At 35.4% G+C, this 19,944-nt stretch carries 12 protein-coding genes; all 12 read right to left on the reverse strand.

The window, feature by feature from the left end; translation table 11 throughout:
* Position 1 precedes the first annotated feature (1 nt).
* Positions 2 to 769 carry a T9SS type A sorting domain-containing protein gene (locus HM992_RS15435; RefSeq protein ID WP_179320298.1) on the reverse strand — a complete coding sequence of 256 codons (768 nt, stop codon included), beginning with the start codon at positions 767 to 769 and terminating at the stop codon, positions 2 to 4.
* Between the two features lie 12 nt (positions 770 to 781).
* On the reverse strand, positions 782 to 1,816 hold the full coding sequence (locus tag HM992_RS15440) for a hemagglutinin protein (RefSeq protein WP_179320299.1): 1,035 nt from the start codon (positions 1,814 to 1,816) through the stop codon (positions 782 to 784).
* 297 nt (positions 1,817 to 2,113) lie between these two features.
* Positions 2,114 to 3,640, reverse strand: coding sequence for a tail fiber domain-containing protein (locus HM992_RS15445; protein ID WP_179320300.1), 1,527 nt, complete (start codon positions 3,638 to 3,640; stop codon positions 2,114 to 2,116).
* A gap of 117 nt (positions 3,641 to 3,757) precedes the next feature.
* Positions 3,758 to 6,397 carry a tail fiber domain-containing protein gene (locus tag HM992_RS15450; RefSeq protein ID WP_179320301.1) on the reverse strand — a complete coding sequence of 880 codons (2,640 nt, stop codon included), beginning with the start codon at positions 6,395 to 6,397 and terminating at the stop codon, positions 3,758 to 3,760.
* Between the two features lie 264 nt (positions 6,398 to 6,661).
* Positions 6,662 to 8,392, reverse strand: a complete 1,731-nt coding sequence (locus HM992_RS15455; protein WP_179320302.1) for an OmpA family protein — start codon at positions 8,390 to 8,392, stop codon at positions 6,662 to 6,664.
* 12 nt (positions 8,393 to 8,404) lie between these two features.
* A complete protein-coding gene (locus HM992_RS15460) occupies positions 8,405 to 9,694 on the reverse strand; it encodes a hypothetical protein (RefSeq protein WP_179320303.1) in 1,290 nt (429 codons plus the stop codon).
* 22 nt (positions 9,695 to 9,716) lie between these two features.
* Complete coding sequence (locus tag HM992_RS15465; RefSeq protein WP_179320304.1) at positions 9,717 to 10,340, reverse strand: hypothetical protein; 624 nt, start codon at positions 10,338 to 10,340, stop codon at positions 9,717 to 9,719.
* A gap of 10 nt (positions 10,341 to 10,350) precedes the next feature.
* A complete protein-coding gene (locus tag HM992_RS15470) occupies positions 10,351 to 12,276 on the reverse strand; it encodes a tail fiber domain-containing protein (protein ID WP_179320305.1) in 1,926 nt (641 codons plus the stop codon).
* Positions 12,277 to 12,288: 12 nt separating this feature from the next.
* Entirely contained in the window at positions 12,289 to 13,830 is a 1,542-nt protein-coding gene (locus HM992_RS15475) for a tail fiber domain-containing protein (protein ID WP_179320306.1), read from the reverse strand.
* A gap of 35 nt (positions 13,831 to 13,865) precedes the next feature.
* Positions 13,866 to 15,659, reverse strand: a complete 1,794-nt coding sequence (locus tag HM992_RS15480) for a hypothetical protein (RefSeq protein WP_179320307.1) — start codon at positions 15,657 to 15,659, stop codon at positions 13,866 to 13,868.
* 49 nt (positions 15,660 to 15,708) lie between these two features.
* A complete protein-coding gene (locus HM992_RS15485) occupies positions 15,709 to 16,434 on the reverse strand; it encodes a hypothetical protein (protein WP_179320308.1) in 726 nt (241 codons plus the stop codon).
* Positions 16,435 to 16,998: 564 nt separating this feature from the next.
* Positions 16,999 to 19,863, reverse strand: a complete 2,865-nt coding sequence (locus HM992_RS15490) for a response regulator (RefSeq protein WP_179320309.1) — start codon at positions 19,861 to 19,863, stop codon at positions 16,999 to 17,001.
* Between the last annotated feature and the right edge of the window lie 81 nt (positions 19,864 to 19,944).

Genomic DNA, 19,944 nt, shown 5'->3' on the forward strand with positions numbered 1-19,944 from the left:
TTTATTTTACAACTATTTTCCGTGTTTCTACTTGATTGCCAATCTGTATTTTAAATAAATAGATTCCAGCTTCTAAGTTTGAAACATTAACCTCAGCAACATCTTTTAATTCTTGTACTTGTTTTCCTAAGATGTCATAAACTTCAATACGATCTATTGGGTTATTGGATACAATATTAACTTTATTTGAAGCAGGATTTGGATGAACGGATAGTTCTGTGATTTCATTGGTTTCAACATCGAGTACATTCCCAATATATTCATTAATGGCTCCAGCAAAAGAAATAACATAGAATGATGATAATGCGTTAATTCCTAACATCCCTTCACCAGACGAATCTGGATCTACTCCATTTTCAAATAATCGTGCTTCAGAATTACCATCTGAGGGTGTAAACGTCATCCAAAGGACTGGTACATTAGCCTGAAAAACTCCGACATAATTAGCTCCACCTGTTGAGTTAAATACATAAAAATCTTCTTCAGTAGCTGCTCCTGGACTTCTAATAACTCCGGCTGGATTATAATTAGAAACACTCTCACTTGTATGCGCTAGAGACCTTGTTCCTGATGCACCATCCGTCGGAAAAACAATAGTTACAGAAGACGTACCTGCAACTGTTGGAGGCTCTTCTGCTGTTGTATCTCTTGTAACATATAATTCATATTGAGAATTGTCCGAATTCCATTCTAAATTAAACGTCACATTCTGTGCAAATAGTGACGTTGTGCAAACTAAAATTGCTAAAAGTGTAATTGTTTTTTTCATAATATTTTATTTTTAATGGTTTAATAATTCTAGGGTTTGTTCTAATCGTTGCATATCTAAATCAAGCTGTGTTGCCGTTCTTAATAATGACGCAGAAGGCAATTGCTCTTCAAAAAAGTTGTATTGTGAACTAAAACTTGCATTTAAAGGGTACAAAATTATTGATAGCAGTATCTGGTTATTCTCATTCGCGAAGGATACATTACCATCAAGAAATACATCAGACTGAAAATACCCATCAACAAAATCATAACTTGAGCTAAAGCTATTATTTGAAGGAAATAAAACGATATCCACCAAAACACGATTAATATCACCTGAGAAGTTTATCAATCCATCACCATTAACATCTCCTGCCCAAAGTGCCATATCACCAGATGATAATGTTGATTGTGCATGTGTACCATAGGTTGTGGTATTTACATCCGTAAAATCTACAACAGTTGGTGTTGCTGTACGTGCAATAGTTACAGGTGTATTAGTCATAACACCCAAGTGGTTTTTATGATTTACTACGATATAATAATCATCTAATGCAATATTCAGATTTATGTTAGAGACTCCATCTGTAGCAACAACATCTCCATCGCGTTGCAACAAAGCGGACTGTGATAAAATAACCAATGTATTATCTGTCTTGTCTCGTAATTCTAGCCATACCCAGTCTACAATAGCGTTAGTACCCGTAACATTAAAAACCGAAGCATTACAAGTCGCATCATCTGAATACGGACTTGTCGTTGGAATGTAACCAGACGCTCTTAAATCGTCATTCATTAATCCTGCATTGGTAGGATTGAGAATTGGACCTTGTAAAAATAGTTTAGGATTAATACTGATTTTAAGATCTGCATTTATAAAACCTTCGGATATTGAAATGCCACCAGCGCTTAACTCTTGTACATTGACTTCGCCGATGGTATAGAGCATTTGAATACCACCTGCGGTTACTGATGCGCCACCAGAGTCGATGCTGAATTTTTCTATGGATTGTGCTTGTACTGCTAGACCAATAGCAATACTGAAAATTGTAATTATAGTTTTCATAATATGTTTATTTTTAAAATGGATTATAACCTCTCCATATGCATGTGATAAAGTTTTATTTTTACATAATCATTTTTTTAATTGTATGTTTTTTCAAAATTATATTCTATAGGAGCAAATAGATATTACTATTGTAACAAATGTTGTAACGTATGTAACATCGTCTATTTTATTACTTATTAAAGCCTTGCTAACGTGTAGTTTTCTTAAAATTTTATTTTTAATCACGTTGGTTATATTGAATTAGATATAACCTTGTCCATTCTTTTCAATGTTTTTATGAATTGATTTTTAACGCTATAGCGATTTTATAGCACTAAATTTCTCAATACTTTCTACGCGGTTTAAAAGCGCTTCTAACTGTGCGCTTTGTTTAGCATTAATCGATTTCTCTGTATTTAATGCGGCGCGTTGCGAAGTAATAATCTCTTGTTGTTCTTTGATGGCCTTGATCAGCACAGGAATTAACTCCGTATAGCTAACGCTTAACGTTTTATCTTCGTCATCTGCAATATGTACTATGTTTTCAAGTATAGGTTGTACCTCTTGCGCAATTAAACCAAGTGATTTATGGTCTTGTTCTCTATTTTTCCAATTGTATTCTACAGGGTTTAATTCTAAAATGGTTTCTAAACCGTAAATCAAAGGTGTGATGTCTTTTTTAAGACGTCTGTCGCTACTATGCACTACTACACCTCCAACTCTAACATCACCACCATCTTGTTGTAAAAAAAGTGTTGAGGCAGCTCCATTATTTCTTGCTATTATTTCATTTTGGTCAAAAACAATGTTAGTTCCTGTTACTTCACCTATAACCATATATCCTGAATTGTTAGTATAACTAGCATCAGATCCGTAAGTAATATGTAAATAAGTGCTTGGTGTAGATGTTCCTATACCAACTTTACCGTTTTTTAAGACGGTTAAAGCGTTCCTTCTTTCTAGGTTTCCAAAATAATCTTCACCACCACGCCCAATCTCAAATAGAGGATCTGAAGCAACCCAATCTGTGGCATTACCTCCACCAACATTAAATCTTCCAATAGCTAAAGAAGCATAACTTGAAGCTGTGGAAGCAGATCCAATAGCTGTGGAAGCAGTTCCTGACGCTGTGGAAGCAGATCCAATAGCTGTGGAAGCAGTTCCTGACGCTGTGGTACCAGATCCAATAGCTGTGGATTTATATCCTGAAGCTGTAGTGCGATATCCCATAGCTGTGGAAACAACTCCTGAAGCTTTTGTATAAAATCCCAGAGCCATAGAATAATCTCCAGTAGCTCCAGAATTTGGAAAAGCAAATATTCCACCATCATTTTCACTAAAATCAATTGCTCCTTGACCAATGTTCCCGAAATTAGATGGGTTTCTTCCTTTCAATCGCCAACCTATACCATTACCTTCATCAAGAGCTTCGAGTCCCGTCACGTTGGCAGCAACCGTTGCTGTTTTTGAATTTATAGCATAAGGCACCGTTTTAAACTCGGTAGTCCCCATATCTACCAAACCAGATCCTGCATTTATTTTTGTATTTAAAAAGGTCGTATCGCTTGCCCAATCGATAGTTGCAAACGTGCCACTTACTGGTGTGCCTTCACCAACATTTACTATAATAAGGCCGTTGGCATCTGTAGTTGGTGCATGGGTTTCTTGGTATACATTGGTTTGATCAACACCTTGTAGAATTGTAAATTGTACGGATATTAAATCGTTGGTGATAACATTACCAAAGTTATCTTTGATAATGGCCTTGTAGTTGATGCCGTTTTGCGCAAAACCAAGTGTTGCGAGTAATAAGGTTAAACTAAGAGTGATAAGTGATTTCATAGTGGTTACTGTTTATGCATTTATCTTTAGTGAGATAAAAACATAGGATGTTAACACCATCCATAAAAAATAATAAATATTTTCTTTACTAATTATATATCAGTGTTTTAAATTATTTTATTGATCTACTGTTTTAAGCATGGCCTCCAACTTTTCAACACGCGTATCCAGAGTTTTTAGTTGGTTTAATTCTGCTGTAAGGGTATCAATTTTGGAATCTTGGGTGTTAATGGTTTTAGATTGAGCATCAATAATCTCTTGTTGCTCTTTGATGGCCTTAATCAGCACAGGAATTAACTCCGTATAGCTAACGCTTAACGTTTTATCCTCGTCATCTGCAATATGTACTATGTTTTCAAGTATAGGTTGTACCTCTTGCGCAATCAAACCAAGTGATTTATGGTCTTGTTCTCTATTTTTCCAATTGTATTCTACAGGATTTAATTCTAAAATGGTTTCTAAACCATAAGGTAATGGCGTAATATCTTTTTTAAGACGTCTGTCGCTACTATGCACTACCACACCTCCAACTCTAACATCACCACCATCTTGTTGTAAAAAAAGTGTTGAAATTGCTCCATTATTTCTTGCTATAATTTCATTTTGGTCAAAAACAATGTTAGTTCCTGTTACTTCACCTATAACCATATATCCTGAATTGTTAGTATAACTAGCGTCAGATCCGTTAGTAATATGTAAATAAGTGCTTGGTGTGGATGTTCCTATACCAACTTTACCGTTTTTTAAAATAGTTAAAGCATTGCTATGCGAAGAAAATGTGCCAACACCAACTTCAAAAAGAGGATCTGAAGTAACCCAAGATGTGGCATTACCGCCACCCACATTATATCTTCCAATAGCTAAAGAAGCATAACTTGAAGCTGTCGTACCAGATCCAATAGCTGTGGAAGCAATTCCTGACGCTGTTGTGTAAGATCCCATAGCTGTGGAAAAACCTCCCGAAGCTGTTGTGTAACTTCCCATAGCTATAGATTGATATCCTGAAGCTCTTGTACCATATCCCATAGCTGTGGAATATCCTCCAGTAGCTCCAGCATTTGAAATAGGAAATGTTCCACCATTTTCACTAAAATCAATTGCTCCTTCACCAATGTTCCCAAAATTATCTGGGTTTCTTCCTTTCAATCGCCAGCCTATGCCATTGCCTTCATCAATGGCTTCGAGACCAATAGATATTAATTTGGTATCTGCATACTCTTTGGTAATTAATGCTTTGGGATCTGTTATTTCGGCTAAATCAAAGCTTGGCGCTGTTATGGTTCCGTTTTTTAAAACCGTTAAGGCGTTTGTTCTTGCTGTATTACTAGAACCATTTCCAATTTCAAATAAGGGATCTGTAACTACCCAGCTTAATGCATCACCACCACCAACATTAAACCTACCAAGTGCTGTAGAACTAACTGATTGTGCTATCGTGCTTGTTCCCATGGCTGAAGAAGCATATCCAGACGCTATAGAATATGATCCCATAGCCATTGAAGAACTCCCTGAAGCCTCTGAATGATTCCCCATAGCTGTAGAAAAACCTCCCGAAGCCGTAGACCATGATCCCATAGCTGTAGAAGCACCTCCTGAAGCCGTAGAAGATGACCCCATAGCTGTAGAAGAACCTCCCGAAGCCGTAGACGATGACCCCATAGCTGTAGAAGCACTTCCTGAAGCCAATGTTTTATAGCCCATGGCACTAGCATAATCTCCTGATGCTTCTGTTTCAAGTCCCATGGAGGTAGAAGCCTGACCTGATGCAATTGAAACACGCCCCATGGCAAGAGCATAATCTCCAGATGCTTCTGTTTCAAGTCCCATGGAGGTAGAGATCTGACCTGATGCTATTGTAGATTGCCCCATCGCTACCGAACTTTGACCTGATGCTTCTGTATAATCCCCCATTACTGTAGAACCTTGACCCGATGCTATTGTAAAAATTCCCATAGCTGTAGAACCATAATTAGAGGCTATAGTATTATAACCCAAAGCTGTAGCGTAATCTTGGGATGCTGTAGTATTGTATCCTGTGGCTGTAGAAGCCTGTCCAGATGCTATTGGATTAAAACCCATAGCTATAGCATAATCTCCAGATGCTTTAGCATTATGTCCCATAGCAATAGAAGAAGTTCCAGAAGCCTCTGAATAATACCCAGTAGCCATAGATTCATTCCCAGAGGCTGTTGTTTCTCTCCCCATGGCCGTGGAAAGAAATCCAGTAGCACCCATAGTTGTGCTTGGAGTATAACTAACACTCATGTCTACAGCATTTGCACCAATATCACCATAGTTATTGGAGTCTCGTCCCTTCAACCTCCAGCCTGTTCCATTGCCTTCAATAATAGCTTCAAGACCAGTTACGTTTGTTGCAGTTTTTGCATTTATGGCATAAGGCACCGTTTTAAACTCGGTAGTCCCCATATCTACCATACCAGATCCAGTATTTATTTTTGTATTTAAAAAGGTCGTATCGCTTGCCCAATCGATGGTTGCAAACGTGCCACTTACTGGTGTGCCTTCACCAATATTTACTATAATAAGGCCGTTGGCATCTGTAGTTGGTGTATGGGTTTCTTTATACACACTAGTTTGTGCCACACCTTGTAGAATTGTAAATTGTACGGATATTAAATCGTTGGCGATAACATTACCAGAGTTATCTTTGATAATAGCTTTATAGTTGATGCCGTTTTGTGCAAAACCGAGTGTTGCGAGTAATAAGGTTAAACTAAGAGTAATAAGTGATTTCATAGTGGTTACTGTTTATGCATTTACCTTTAGTGAGATAAAAACATAGGATGTTAACACCATCTATAAAAAAATAATAAGGATTTTCTTTACTCGCTGTACATCAGCGTTTTAAATTATTTTATTGATCTACTGTTTTTAGCATGGCCTCTAACACTACTCTAATTCAAAAGTTGATGCCTTAATTGTGCCTTTGCATATTGTAAAAAGTATAGTGGGCTCTATAGTGTTTTTAATTCCCAATTCGATAAATTGAATACACTTTACCTAATTAGGCACCACCAATATTTCTACGCGCCTGTTCTTACTTCTATGTTCATCCGAATCATTTTCTACTATAGGTTTGGATTCTCCATAGCCTATTTCTTGCCATTTAAATTGGCTACTTGGTATTAATTGTCTTAATGCCTTAGATACACTTTGAGCACGTGCTAGTGACAATGCTTTATTGGTTGATTCACTGCCCACATCATCGGTATGACCTTCAACGATTACTTTTCCTTTTTTGAGTACAGTGATACTATTTACTAATTCTTTTAAGGCCGAAACTCCTTCTGGTTTTAATTCGCTTTTACCAGAATCAAACAATACTTGGCTATCTAAATTTAAACGCATGGCCGCACCAATAGCGGCAATAGCATCTATATCAGCTCCGGGAAGTGCACTTTCCTCTTTAAGATCTTTTAACCGCACGTAGTAGAAAAGGTCTCCTTGTTTTACAAAAGGACCTATATCTACTTCAGCAGTTCCTCCATCAATCTTACCCACTTTAATCCAGTTTTTTCCGTCTTTTGAAATTTCGAGATCGGTTGGTTCTATTTGTCCAATTTCAAAAATGTATAAGTCAGGACCATTTACATTGGTTAAAGCATTGTCTTCAAATTGTACTGTTAATGTACCCGCTAATCCTAAACTGTAAACTCCGGTTATATCCTCAATATCATAACCTTGAATCACATCTGGTTCACCAAGCACACTATTAACTTGTTGGGACAAGAGTTTCGGATGGTTAAACTTCACCACTTTATCGGCAAACGAGAGTTTTCCTAGAGGTAGATAGACCGCCGTTTTCTGAGAACTTATATAGGTTGTTCCAACGTCGTCTCCAAAATATAAATCAGGATTGAGTTGCTGAAATTCCTTCTTTGCTGCGGCTGCCTTACGAACAATCTGATTGCCATATGTTTTAACTGTTTTTTTTCGATACGCTATGGCGCGTTGATATTTGGGACTGGCTTTCAATTTTCCAGAAGCAATGTCTTTTTCCGTCTTATCTAGTTCTGCTAACAATTCCGTAGCCTCTTTATCACTGTGCATTTGAGAGGAAAGTTTACGCAATGACTCCATCTTTTCCTCTTCTTCTGGACTTGACTTAATTTCGTTTTTTCGTTCTACATCATTTAATACCTGCTGTCCTTCTTTTAAATTTAACTGCGACATGATGTTGGTACCAGCTAACGAATCAATCAATTTTAATTTTTCTAAAGTCGCTTCTGGTCCAGATTCTGCTTGAACTAAAAGAATAGCTTCTTCTAGTGAAACTCCTGTAGGTGTATTTTTTGAAGTCAACTGTTCTTTAGAAATTTCACCTTTTGTAAGGGTTTCGACTTCTTCGTTTTGTGCTTCTAGCCGCTCTTTCATAGCCTGTTGTGCAAGTATTTTGAGGCTATCTGGATTGTTAATAAGCTTTTCCATGGACTCACGAGACACGCCACTTTCTTCTAACATATCGAGTATTGTTTCGGTATCTAATTGAAAATCTGCTTCACCTTTTTTTTCTGAGGCTTCAAGCATACCCTTGCCCATATTAAACAGGTCATTTAATTCTGATTTAGTAGTGCGATCTGAAGAATTATTTGAGTGCGTTTTCGTCGTCTGAGAGTCTGAACTTGTTTGAGACTTAGAACTCACTTGGGTATCATTTTTTTTAGATTCACCTGATGTGTTACCACACGAATAAATCATCAATACTATTAAAAGAAAACTTAGCTTTTTCATAATTATTTTTATTTAACGATGGTACCTCATTTCTACAAAATTGTAGAACATTACGCCAAATCTATCATACCAATCTTCTAAGCCATGAGCACGCTCGCAGGCATCTAAAGCCATTAAGCTATCATGGAAGGATTCTAACATTTCCACACGTTTTAAATCATAGGCTTTATCAACTTCTTCAATGCTTCGCATAATCCCTCTTCGCTGAGATTGCCATACAATACCTACTACGCCGTGATAACCCGATGTATTATCTCCTAAAGCAACAGCTGCATCTGTGTAGGCTTTAGAACAATTGTAAATGGTTTGAAGTTTTTCTAAGTTATACCGGGTTCTATTAAATTCGGCACGAGCAGATCTAAAACAATCTGCACAAGCATTTTCTTCATCATTGCAAAAAGATGGAATTCGCGGTTGCCCTGGAGGCGTACCTGAGCCTAAACAAGAGCCTAAATTTCTATAGGCATTGGCAAAGTCTTCCAAAGCCTTCTCCGTTTCAAATGCTTTGTTTATGGTATTTATTTGTGAATCAATATGCCCATTAATTGTTGCATTTACAGAATTTCTTTCTCTTCTATGAAATATTTCTGTTTCTAAATTAGATTCTCTGGCACGTTCAATGCCAACTGTTTGTCCATAACTTAAAGTTGATACTCCATGTATTGCAAGTAAAAGAAGTAAGAGCATGTTTTTTTTTCTACTCATTAATTTTCCTGCTAGTAATCCTACAACTAATAAAAGCACACCGATAATTATAAATATCCAAAGGTTGCTTTCCACCGTTTTGGCAGAATCCACTTTTCCCACTGGAGTTTCTATATCCAAATCTTTTTCTGTCGCCTTAACAAAGGGGGAACCCAAATAATTTTTAACCTCAGGGCTTGCATTAACTACTACAGTATATGGAATGTCATAAGCTTCTTCCGATGACACTGTAAATCCGATATCCTGATAGCTTCGAACTTTAAAGTTGATATAACCATCTTTAGAAGTAGCAGTTTTTTGCGTTTCTTCTACATTACTCCATGTGTTGAAAACAATATCCGCACTTAAATTAGATTTGGCATCATTAGCAAAAATGAAAATATCTACATATTGAAAAACGTCATGTCCCTTTACAAAATGATAATTTATAGAGTCTTTCATTAACGTTGTACTCCCCTCTAGATACTTTGCGCCTTTATATTTGGGGTGTTCGGTGAGTTCTAATTTTGTAGGTTTTATCTTTTTATCTAAGGTAAATGGTTGCGCAAAACCAACATAGCTAAAAGCGACAAACAAAAATGTGATTATAGTTTTCATAGTGGTGGTGTTTTTTTAGTAATTATTTATTACCAAATGCTTTATCGAGATCTGAATAGCCTACACCACTAAATTTCAATGATGTAAAAGATATTACCGCCATAGATTGGTCTTCTAGTTTGCCTTCCTCAAAACGGATTTTCATATTTGAAACCTCAGCAGTTCCTGAAGCTGCAGTAGCATTAGATAAATCTATGACTCCTGAAATTGCGCTACCTGGTAAACGTTTCCCTCCTTCATTAAGTAATTGGTACATGGCACTCATTGTACCACCTCCTTTTTTTGGAGTCTTTAATATGGCTGTAACTTGTTCTAACTTTTTAGTGTCTGCATCGTAAAACAACTGCACACTTTCTGAGCCTTTATCGAGTTTCTTGGTAAACGTCATTATTGCTGTTCGCTTTTTTGTTTTTGGATGTGTATCAACAATACCTGAAGCTTTAGTATAAGACCAATCTTTGCCGTTAATTTCGCATAGAAAGATGCCGTTACTTGAGGTTTTACTTTGAGTTGGTGTTTCTTTAGTTACGACTTCCGAAGTTGCTTTTTCGGTAATTTCGCTTTGTTCTAATGAATTAGTTTCATTGCTCTCTTTACATGATGTTAGAGTGATAATAAAGACTATTAATAATGTGTATCGTTTCATGATTTTATTTTTATTGGTTATTGGCTTCTATTTTTTCTACTCTTGAAATAAGATTATTAACCGTATTTTCTAGAGTTGAATTATCTGTTGACAACGTTTCTATTTTTGAGTTTTGTGTGTTTATAACACCTTGTTGCTCTTGTAATGCTTTTATAAGAATGGGAATCAGCTCCGTATAAGACAAAGTGATTAAATCTGATTCTTCAACATAAGTGGTAATACTTGGAAAGATCTTTTGTACTTCTTGTGAGATTAAACCTAGATTCCGCTTGGTGTCAGTTTGGTCCTTCATTAAGTAACTCACAGGATTTAGTTGCATCACTTTATTGAGTGTACCATTTTCTAAAACGGTAATGTCTTTTTTGGTACGTCTATCGGAAATTGAAGAATAATTACCTGTAGATTCACTAAAGAAACCACGATAGTTTCCATTTCTATACATGGATAAGCCTCCATTAGGTCGCGTTTCTAGTCTCCATGAAGATGTGGCGTCTGATGCATTTTGGATTGTTAATGGACCTTCTAAAATGCCATTATCATCGACTAATAAATAACGAGTATCGCCATATTCTTTTGTAATTAATGCTTTATCTCCCGCGATATTAATTAGAGAGATACTGAAAGAAGGTGCCGTAATGGTGCCATTTTTTAAAACAGTTAAGGCGTTATTTCTTGCCCCATCACTTGTACCATTTCCTATTTCAAATAATGGATCTTCTGCTAACCAATGTGTGTCTCCATCATTATCAGTTCCGACATTATCAGTAAAACCACCTGTATTAAATCGACCTATCGCTGTAACATTAAAAGATTCAGCTTTTGTTTCATATCCAAAGGCGGTAGATGCTTCGGCTAATGCATCTGTTTTAAAGCCCATAGCCGTAGAATACTGTCCATGTGCATTTGTGAAATATCCACTAGCAAATGCATAATCGTTAGTTGCCTCAGTATCTCTTCCCATTGCCGTTGCTCCAGTACCTTGAGCTCTCGTGTTGTGTCCTGAAGCAAAAGAGTAAAGACCTATGTAATTTATTTCTTCTTCATGAAAATAATCATAGTAAGTTCCTGTATTCCAATACACACTAGAGGGACCAGTGTTTAATGTACCTACCCTAAAAGCGTGGCGATCTGGTAACCACATAAGTTTATCCCCTGATCCTATAGTATCTTGCCCAAATATCACACGTTTATTATTTCCGACATGAAAGTTTGCTTTTGGAGTAACTCCGACACCTACACCTACTTGTCCGTTGCCAGTTATGGTCATGACCTCACCGCTTCTATCGTTCCTGAAATTCAATCGGTCGTTCCTTCCTTCTTCATTTGTTGCAATATATCCGGCTATTGTCCATTGGACATCCTCACTATTATTGTTGTTTTTAAAATTGAGACGTGCATAATCGTTTTCTTCTTCATTTAACAAAATATGGGGATTAGACAATGAACTATCATGAGACAATTCTAACATACCATTTGGACTATCAGTACCTATGCCAATAGTACCATCGCTATAGTATAAGTCATTTTCATTTTTTTTCCAGTAGCCATCTGCAGAAGTTAACGCATTAATGGCATAAGGTACTGTCTTAAATTCTGTAGTTCCCATATCTACTAAACCTAAACCCGTATTGACTTGTACATTAAAAAAATGAGAATCACTTCCCCAATTAATATCAGAAAATGTTCCCGAAATTGGTGTGCCTTCTCCAATGTTGACAATAACAATCCCATTAGCATCAGTAGTTGATGAATGGGTTTCTTTATATACATTGGTTTGCGCTACGCCTTCTAAAATGCTAAACTCAATTTGAATTAGATCATTAGCAACGACATTACCGAGGTCATCTTTAATAACCGCCTTATAATTAATGCCTTGTTGAGCAAAAGTTGATATGGAAATCAAAATAGTAATGAGTAAAATAATTTTGGTTTTCATGAATTGATTTTTTTAATTAGTTGACTTAGATTCCATAAGATTTAAGCGTGTTGATAATGCTTCAATTAATTTATCTTGAACAATATCTTTCTTGGTTTGAGATTCAATAGTTTTGTTTTGACCATCAATAATATTTTGTTGCTCTTGCAATGCTTTTATAAGAATGGGAATCAGCTCCGTATAAGACAAAGTGATTAAGTCTGATTCTTCAACATACGAGGTAATACTTGGAAAGATCTTTTGTACTTCTTGAGATATTAAACCTAAGTTACGCTTGGTATCCGTTTGGTCTTTCATTAGGTAACTTACAGGGTTGAGCTGCATCACTTTATGGAGTGTGCCGTTTTCTATGGCTGTAATGTCTCTTTTTAACCGTCTATCAGAGATTGATGAATAAACACCTGTAGATTCACTAAAATAACCGCGATAATCACCATTTCTATATAATGACAAATTGCCATTAGGTCGCGTTTCTAATCGCCATGAGGAAGTGTCGTCTGATGCGTTTTGAATTGTTAAAGAGCCATCAACATTAACGTTTCCATCCGACAATAGAAAATTAGTATCAGCATACTCTTTAGTGATTAAAGCTTTATCATCTATGATTTCCGATAAGTCGAAACTTGGCGCAGTGATGCTACCATTTTTTAAAACAATTAATGCATCATTCCTATGAAAGGTGCCTTGCCAATAACCATTACCAATTACAAATAGCCGATCATTTGAATTCCATTCAGACACACTATTCGGAGTATAATTTGTATTAAACAAGCCTAAAGCTATTTCTCCGTAAGATAATGCTTTAGAAGACGGCCCTATAGCTGTTGAGTATTGTCCTTTTGATTCCGAATCATAACCAATAGCTGTTGAAAATTCTCCTACTGATCTCGAGTAATAACCAATAGCAGATGAAAATTCACCAGAAGCAATAGAACCATTACCTAATGCAGTTGAAGCAAAACCAGAAGCTGTATTTCTATGTCCTGACGCAAAAGAATGACGACCAGTCGCACCGCGTGTCGTGGAATTAGAACCACTATAACTTAAATCTACTGCATTTTCACCTAAATTTCCGTACAAAGCAGAATTTTGGCCAATTAATCGCCAGCCATAAATTGGCTGTCCGGTAGCAGAGTCTGTGCTGTCCGTAACTTTTTCTAAACCACTTACATTTGCCGCACTAAAGGCATAAGGTACAGCCATAAATTCTGTAGCATCAAAATTTATGGTACCACCATTATAAGTTATTGTGGTTTGTAAAAAATGTTGATTGGCACTCCAATTTATATCCGCAAAAACACCAATACTCGGCGTTGTATCTGTACCAATATTTAGAATAACTAATCCATTAGTATCCGTAGTATAATTATGGTCTTCTTGATATATTATGGTACCAGTTGTTGAATTTTCAAGTATACTAAATTGCACGTTCATAAATGTATTTGCAAGTACATTGTCATTGGAATCCTTTAATAACGCTTTGTAGTTAATGCCTTGTTGGGCAAAACTTATACTTGAAATGATTAATGCAATTAATAATTTAAATGCTTTCATAATGCTAGGTTTTATTGTTTTTAACTTTCTCCTAATTATAATTTATACAGAACGAATTGAAAAGTTGTTGGTGTTAAAGAACCAGAACTATTAAAAACACGAACTTCCAGTTTGTTATTTAAATAAGTTAATGTTGAAAACCGAGGATTACCACCGTAAGGTACTATGGTACAAGCACTATTAAATACAGTTAAGTTTTCGTTATCAACGGTTATTTTGATGACACCAGAACTTATGGTAGCAGAAAAGTTTCCAGTACCACTTAATACATTTGCATTAGACTCTACTGTACCATAAGCAATTGGAACTAAATTTGAAGTGGAATTTATATAGTTAGAATCTGCAAATTCTTTAGTAATTAAAGCTTTGTCATCTGTTATTTCTGATATATCAAAACTTGGTGCTGTAATTGTCCCATTTTTTAAAACAACTAGCGCATTACTTCTTAAATAACCACCGTCATAGAACCCATTTCCAATAACAAAAAGACGGTCATTAGCATCCCAATTAGATATATTGTTTGGTGTAGATTCTGTACTATAAAGTCCTATAACAGTTTCTCCGTATGAAGATGCACTATTGAGTCTTCCCATTGCAGTGGAATAATCTCCTGAAGCATTATTTACAGAACCCAAAGCTATTGAATAATCTCCTAAAGCGCTATTAGAAGAGCCTATAGCGGTGGAGTAATCTCCTGAAGATACTGTCGCATAACCTAAAGCGGTAGAATAATCTCCTGAGGAAAATGTCCTGTTCCCAATTGCTGTTGAAAAATCCCCCGTAGCTCCATAAAATGATGTAAAACCTGTATAACTTAGATCCACAGCATTGTCTCCAATATTGCCGTAATGATCTGGGTTTCTTCCTACTAATCTCCATCCTGTGTTTCCACCTTCTATTATTTGCTCTAAACCAGAACCTATAAGATTTGAGTCTGCGTATTCTTTAGTTATCAATGCTTTATCATCCGTAATTTCAGAAATATCAAAACTTGGTGCTGTGATTGTCCCATTTTTTAAAACGGTTAAGGCATTTTCTCGCAATAGATTGGTTCCTATACCAATTTCAAACATAGGATCAGTTGGGATATCCATCAATGGATCCCCACCTCCAACATTCCATTTTCCGATTGCGGTTGAATTTCTAGCTTCGGCTATTGTAAAATAACCTATCGCTGTGGAAAGTGAGCCTGAGGCATGTGTGGCATAACCCATTGCTGTAGAATAACTTTCTGAGGCCCTTGTATTACCACCAGTTGTAAAGGCATATTTCCCAGTTGCACCCCATGAATCTGAAACTATTGTATGTTGGCTTAAATCCACAGCATTGACCCCAATATTCCCATAAGAATCTGGGTTTTGTCCTATTAACCTCCATCCATAATATGGAAGTCCTGTATCGGGACTTACACTTTCAGTAATTTTTTCTAAACCACTAACATTTGCAGCACTTAAAGCATACGGCACAGCCATAAATTGCGTGGTAGACACATCTACTAATCCATCACCAATATCAATTTGTATATTTAGCCAATGCTCATCATTTCCCCAACTTATATCTGAAAAAACATCTGATGTGTTACCATCACCTATTGTACTAATTAAAATACCATTAGCATCTGTTGATGCATTAGTATGTGTTTCTTGATATACTTGATTAATTAATGCGGCACCTTCATAAATTGTAAATTGTACATCTATAATGTTAGTATTTATAAGTGTATTACCGTTATCATCTTTAATTAAAGCTTTGTAATTGATGCCTTGTTGTGCAAAGCTTGAAACTGATATAAATAACGTAACGACTAATGCGATTATAATTTTTTTCATGTTCTTGTTTTTAATGATTACACAAATAATAAACTTGACTATTTAGAAATCAAATCATTAAATCAACACCGACACCGCTGATTTCTAAAATTTCATCAGCAGAAACACGTTCACCAACTATTTTCAATGACATACATAAACCGTATTTAACACTTTTAGCTGGCCCAAACGAGAAGCCATGCATTCGATCTGGTCCCCAAAGTTTCTGATTACTTTTGTGAAAAATGCGTTCATTAGCATCCCATAATTCCACATCCGAAATATGGAAACTGACATTTGTAGAAGAACATTTAACCAATATTTTTGAGACTTTTGCTCTAACATTATTAGCAATAACTGGAGTAGGTATTGTAAAATGCACCCAAAATTCTCCATTTTTACTTTTAGCTTTTGTGCCACTATCCCAAATCGTAAAAACAGCACCACCAGAGGTAGAAACCATAGTCGCTGCAGCCTCGCCTGGTAGTATTATTGAAGTCCCCTCGAATTTAGATCCCGTCCTTACTCCTCTCAAATAACCTGCAGTAAGTGGAGCTCGAATTTTTCCAATTAATTTACTTCCAAAAGATATAGCGTCTTTTCCATCATGGAATCTACCTTCCATTTTTCCCTCACTACCATGTGTCCACATGGCATATAAATTTGAGCTATTATCATTACTACTATTACTAGCATTAAGCCTATTTGTAAATAACAATCCTACTGTTCCGAAAGCAGCTCCTTTTAATAGTTTATCTAAAAATTTTCTTCTATTAGTTTGATTTGTTGTATTCATGTCTAGTTCTTTTTTTAATTACTGTATTTAAATATTATATATCGGATAAGTCATCAATTGAATTCTTAGTGCTTTAGTTTTATAACATATGTTAACTCGTATATGGCTATTTTTTAAAAGTGGTTGTTTTTATAACTTTGTTTTTATGTGTAATTTTCAAAGTATATATACCAGTTTCTAAATGGTTAACATTGAGATAAATTTGATACTCAGGGAAGTGATCTATTTCACCTTTAATGCTGTTTTTTTTTTTAACCATTAGAACGATATTACTACTGCAGGGAAGAAGTATGTAGTAAATGTAGAATGTAAGTTGTGAGAAGGATATTACTTATGTAACAATTGTTATGATTATTGTAACATGCTAGCTATAGCAAGAGATATAAGAGCTATTAAAGTGACTTTATTTAGGATTAATTGGATAAACCCGTCAAGACCGCTTGCTTCAACATGTGCAATACGAGACATTTAGAGCCAAGAACCGAATCAAAAAAGTGAAGATGGCAACAATATTTATATGAAATGTAAACCTAGTACTTCAAATCGCTTAAAGTGACGTTAAAATTAACCATGGTTTGAAAATTCAGTTGGTGTGCAATTATAAGCGTCTTTAAAACATTTGGTGAAATAGGAGTGATCATTAAAACCTACGGAATAACCCACTTCTGACATATTAATATCAGAGGACTTTAATATTTTTGCTGCCAGCTTAAGCCGTTGAGAACGGATAAATTCTGATGCCGTAAGTCCCGTTAACGCTTTTAGCTTTCTGTGTAATTGCATACGGCTCATACCAATAGCCTCTGAAAATTCGGTGACATTAAAAGAAGGATCTATGAGGTTTTTCTCTAAAATGGTCTCCACTTTTTTAAGAAATTTTTCATCTAAATTAGTCACCGCAATATCTTTAGGTAATAAGACCAATTCTTGACTGTAACGTAATTGTAGTTGTCGCCTAGATTCAATTAATTTTTCAACTTTAAGAACCAATAGTTTTTTATTGAAAGGCTTGATTGTATAATCGTCTGCACCAGTTTCAACCCCTTCAAACTGACTTTCAACTTCTGCTTTTGCTGTGAGCAGTATAATTGGAATGTGCGCAGAACGTTCGTCATTTTTTAATTCTTTGGTTAAAGTGATGCCATCCTTTTCTGGCATCATAATATCCGAAATAATCAAATCGGGAATGTGCTCTAATGCCAAATCAACTCCTATTTTGCCATTAGACGCAACTATGACATTATACTGTTCTTCAAAAATTTGTTTTAGCAGGTTCCGTAAGTCATCATTGTCTTCAACAATCAATAAGATTGGTAAATTACCACTTGTGAATTTTTCTTCATCTTCGATTGTAGAACTCGTAAATAATGGTATTTCTGGCTGAACTTTATCGGTTGAAGCTTCAGCTACGATAGATTCTTTTTTAAAGTTGTTTTTATCAATGCATAGACTCAACTTAAATAAAGTCTCCTCGTTAGGTATGCTTGAAACTTCTATGGTTCCTTTATGCAATTCAACCAGCTCTCTAACTAATGCTAGACCAATTCCTGAGCCTTGATTTTGCTCATTCGTTTGGTAAAATCGCTCGAAGATGTTTTTTAATTCGTGAGCTGTCAGACCTTTGCCTGTGTTTTTAACCTCTATACACAGATTCTTGTTATCTACATAGGCCTTACAAGTAACTGTTCCTCCCTCGCCTGTGTATTTTATTGCATTTGATAATAGATTGACTGTAATCTTTTCAATAGCATCTTTATCGAACCATACAGTTTCTTCATCTTGCTCTATATTTATCACATAGATAATGTGTTTTTGCTTGGCATGATAGGAAAAAGAATCACTTAATGCAGAAATTAACTGAAGTACATTCCCCTTCTGTAGCTGTAATTTTAAATGACCTGCATCAATTTTAGACAAGTCGAGCAACTGATTAACGAGTTCTAAAAGACGTTCAGAATTTTGTTTGGCAATTGTAAATTGTTGACGTTTTTTGTCTGAAATAGAATCGTCTGCTAAAACATCATTAATAGGACTAGATATTAAGGTTAATGGTGTCCGAAACTCATGCGAAATATTAGCAAAGAAGTTTGATTTTAAAACATCTAACTCTTTTAATTTTGTATTTGTTTTTTGACGATTTCGATAGAGAAAAAACAGAAACAATCCAGCAAGAGAAAGAATACTTATACCTCCCAAAAGCAGATTTTTTTGGTTCTTATTGTGTTGTTCTTCAATCTCTTTTTGCGATTTTAACAAGGCTATTTCTTGCTCCTTCTTTTCCGTCTGGTATTTAGTTTCGAGCTCAGACACATTTTCTTTATTAAACGCAGTCTGAATTTGAATTAGGTAATGTCTAGCCTTTTCTGAAGCTTCAAAAGCTTTTTGGTAGTCTCCGAGATTAGAATAAACACTAGCTAGAATTTCTTGAATCTTATGGTTATGTTCTTCACGTACAAAATAAGCATTCTCCATCAACGCTTGAGAGGTATTGAGGTGAGCTAATGCTGTTCTGGGGTTATTGTTATTATTATAAAACTCTGCAATTTTATAATTAGATATGGCTTGCATTAAGGTATCTGTGGTTTTATAAATAGCTACTAACTCCTTCTTATAATAATGTAAGGCCGAATCTTTTTTATTTTCTCTATCATATAGATTTGCTAATCCATTATAGATTAAAGATTTTCTAAGTTGATTATCCGTAAATTTAGAATCGACATATCCTGTATTTAAAAGTGCTTTCTGATAATTAGCAATAGCTTTTTCAGGTTCTTTTCTTTGAACATGCATATAGGCCATTTTTTCGTACAGAATAGCAGCTGGAACATTAAGGTAATAAGCATTATAAAATTTAAGACTGTCCTTACTAATATTTAAACCTTCATTTACTAATTGCAGACCGTCTTTGATATTTTTATTCATCTGAGCGAAAAAACTAGTATCATTTGCAGTTCGTGAATCATATAAGATATTGATAATATTCACTTTATTCATAGCTGCTAAAAAGATGTCATCATTTCTCTTTTCTAAAAGTGAGTCTAATTTTAGAAAATGAACTAGAGCACGTTCATCTTTAGTTCTATTATAAAACAGGCTGCCTCTTACATAATATAGATTTTTTAAAAACTTCCACTGTTTGTTCTTAATAGCAATAGGTTCAGATTCTGATAAATACACCAATGCTTTTTCTAAATCAGGTTCGTAATAACTTAAGGTGCCTACAATTTCTACTTGTAATGAATCTGCTTTGAGTTGTTTGGCTAAATCATAACTGATTTTAGCATAATGATAACTACTATCGATTTGGCCTTCTTCAGAAAACGTTTTGGAAGTGCGGATGAGTTTTTTTAAAGCATCTATTTCCTTTTCACTCTGCCCAACACAATACCATGGCATCAATAAGATAAATACAATCTGTCTTAAATTCATAGCATTGACAATTTAACAAATTAAATATATACAATATTATAAATATGAACGAGTTAACTCTAGAAATTATGTAACAAAATA

Source organism: Winogradskyella helgolandensis, from assembly GCF_013404085.1.
GTDB lineage: Bacteria > Bacteroidota > Bacteroidia > Flavobacteriales > Flavobacteriaceae > Winogradskyella > Winogradskyella helgolandensis.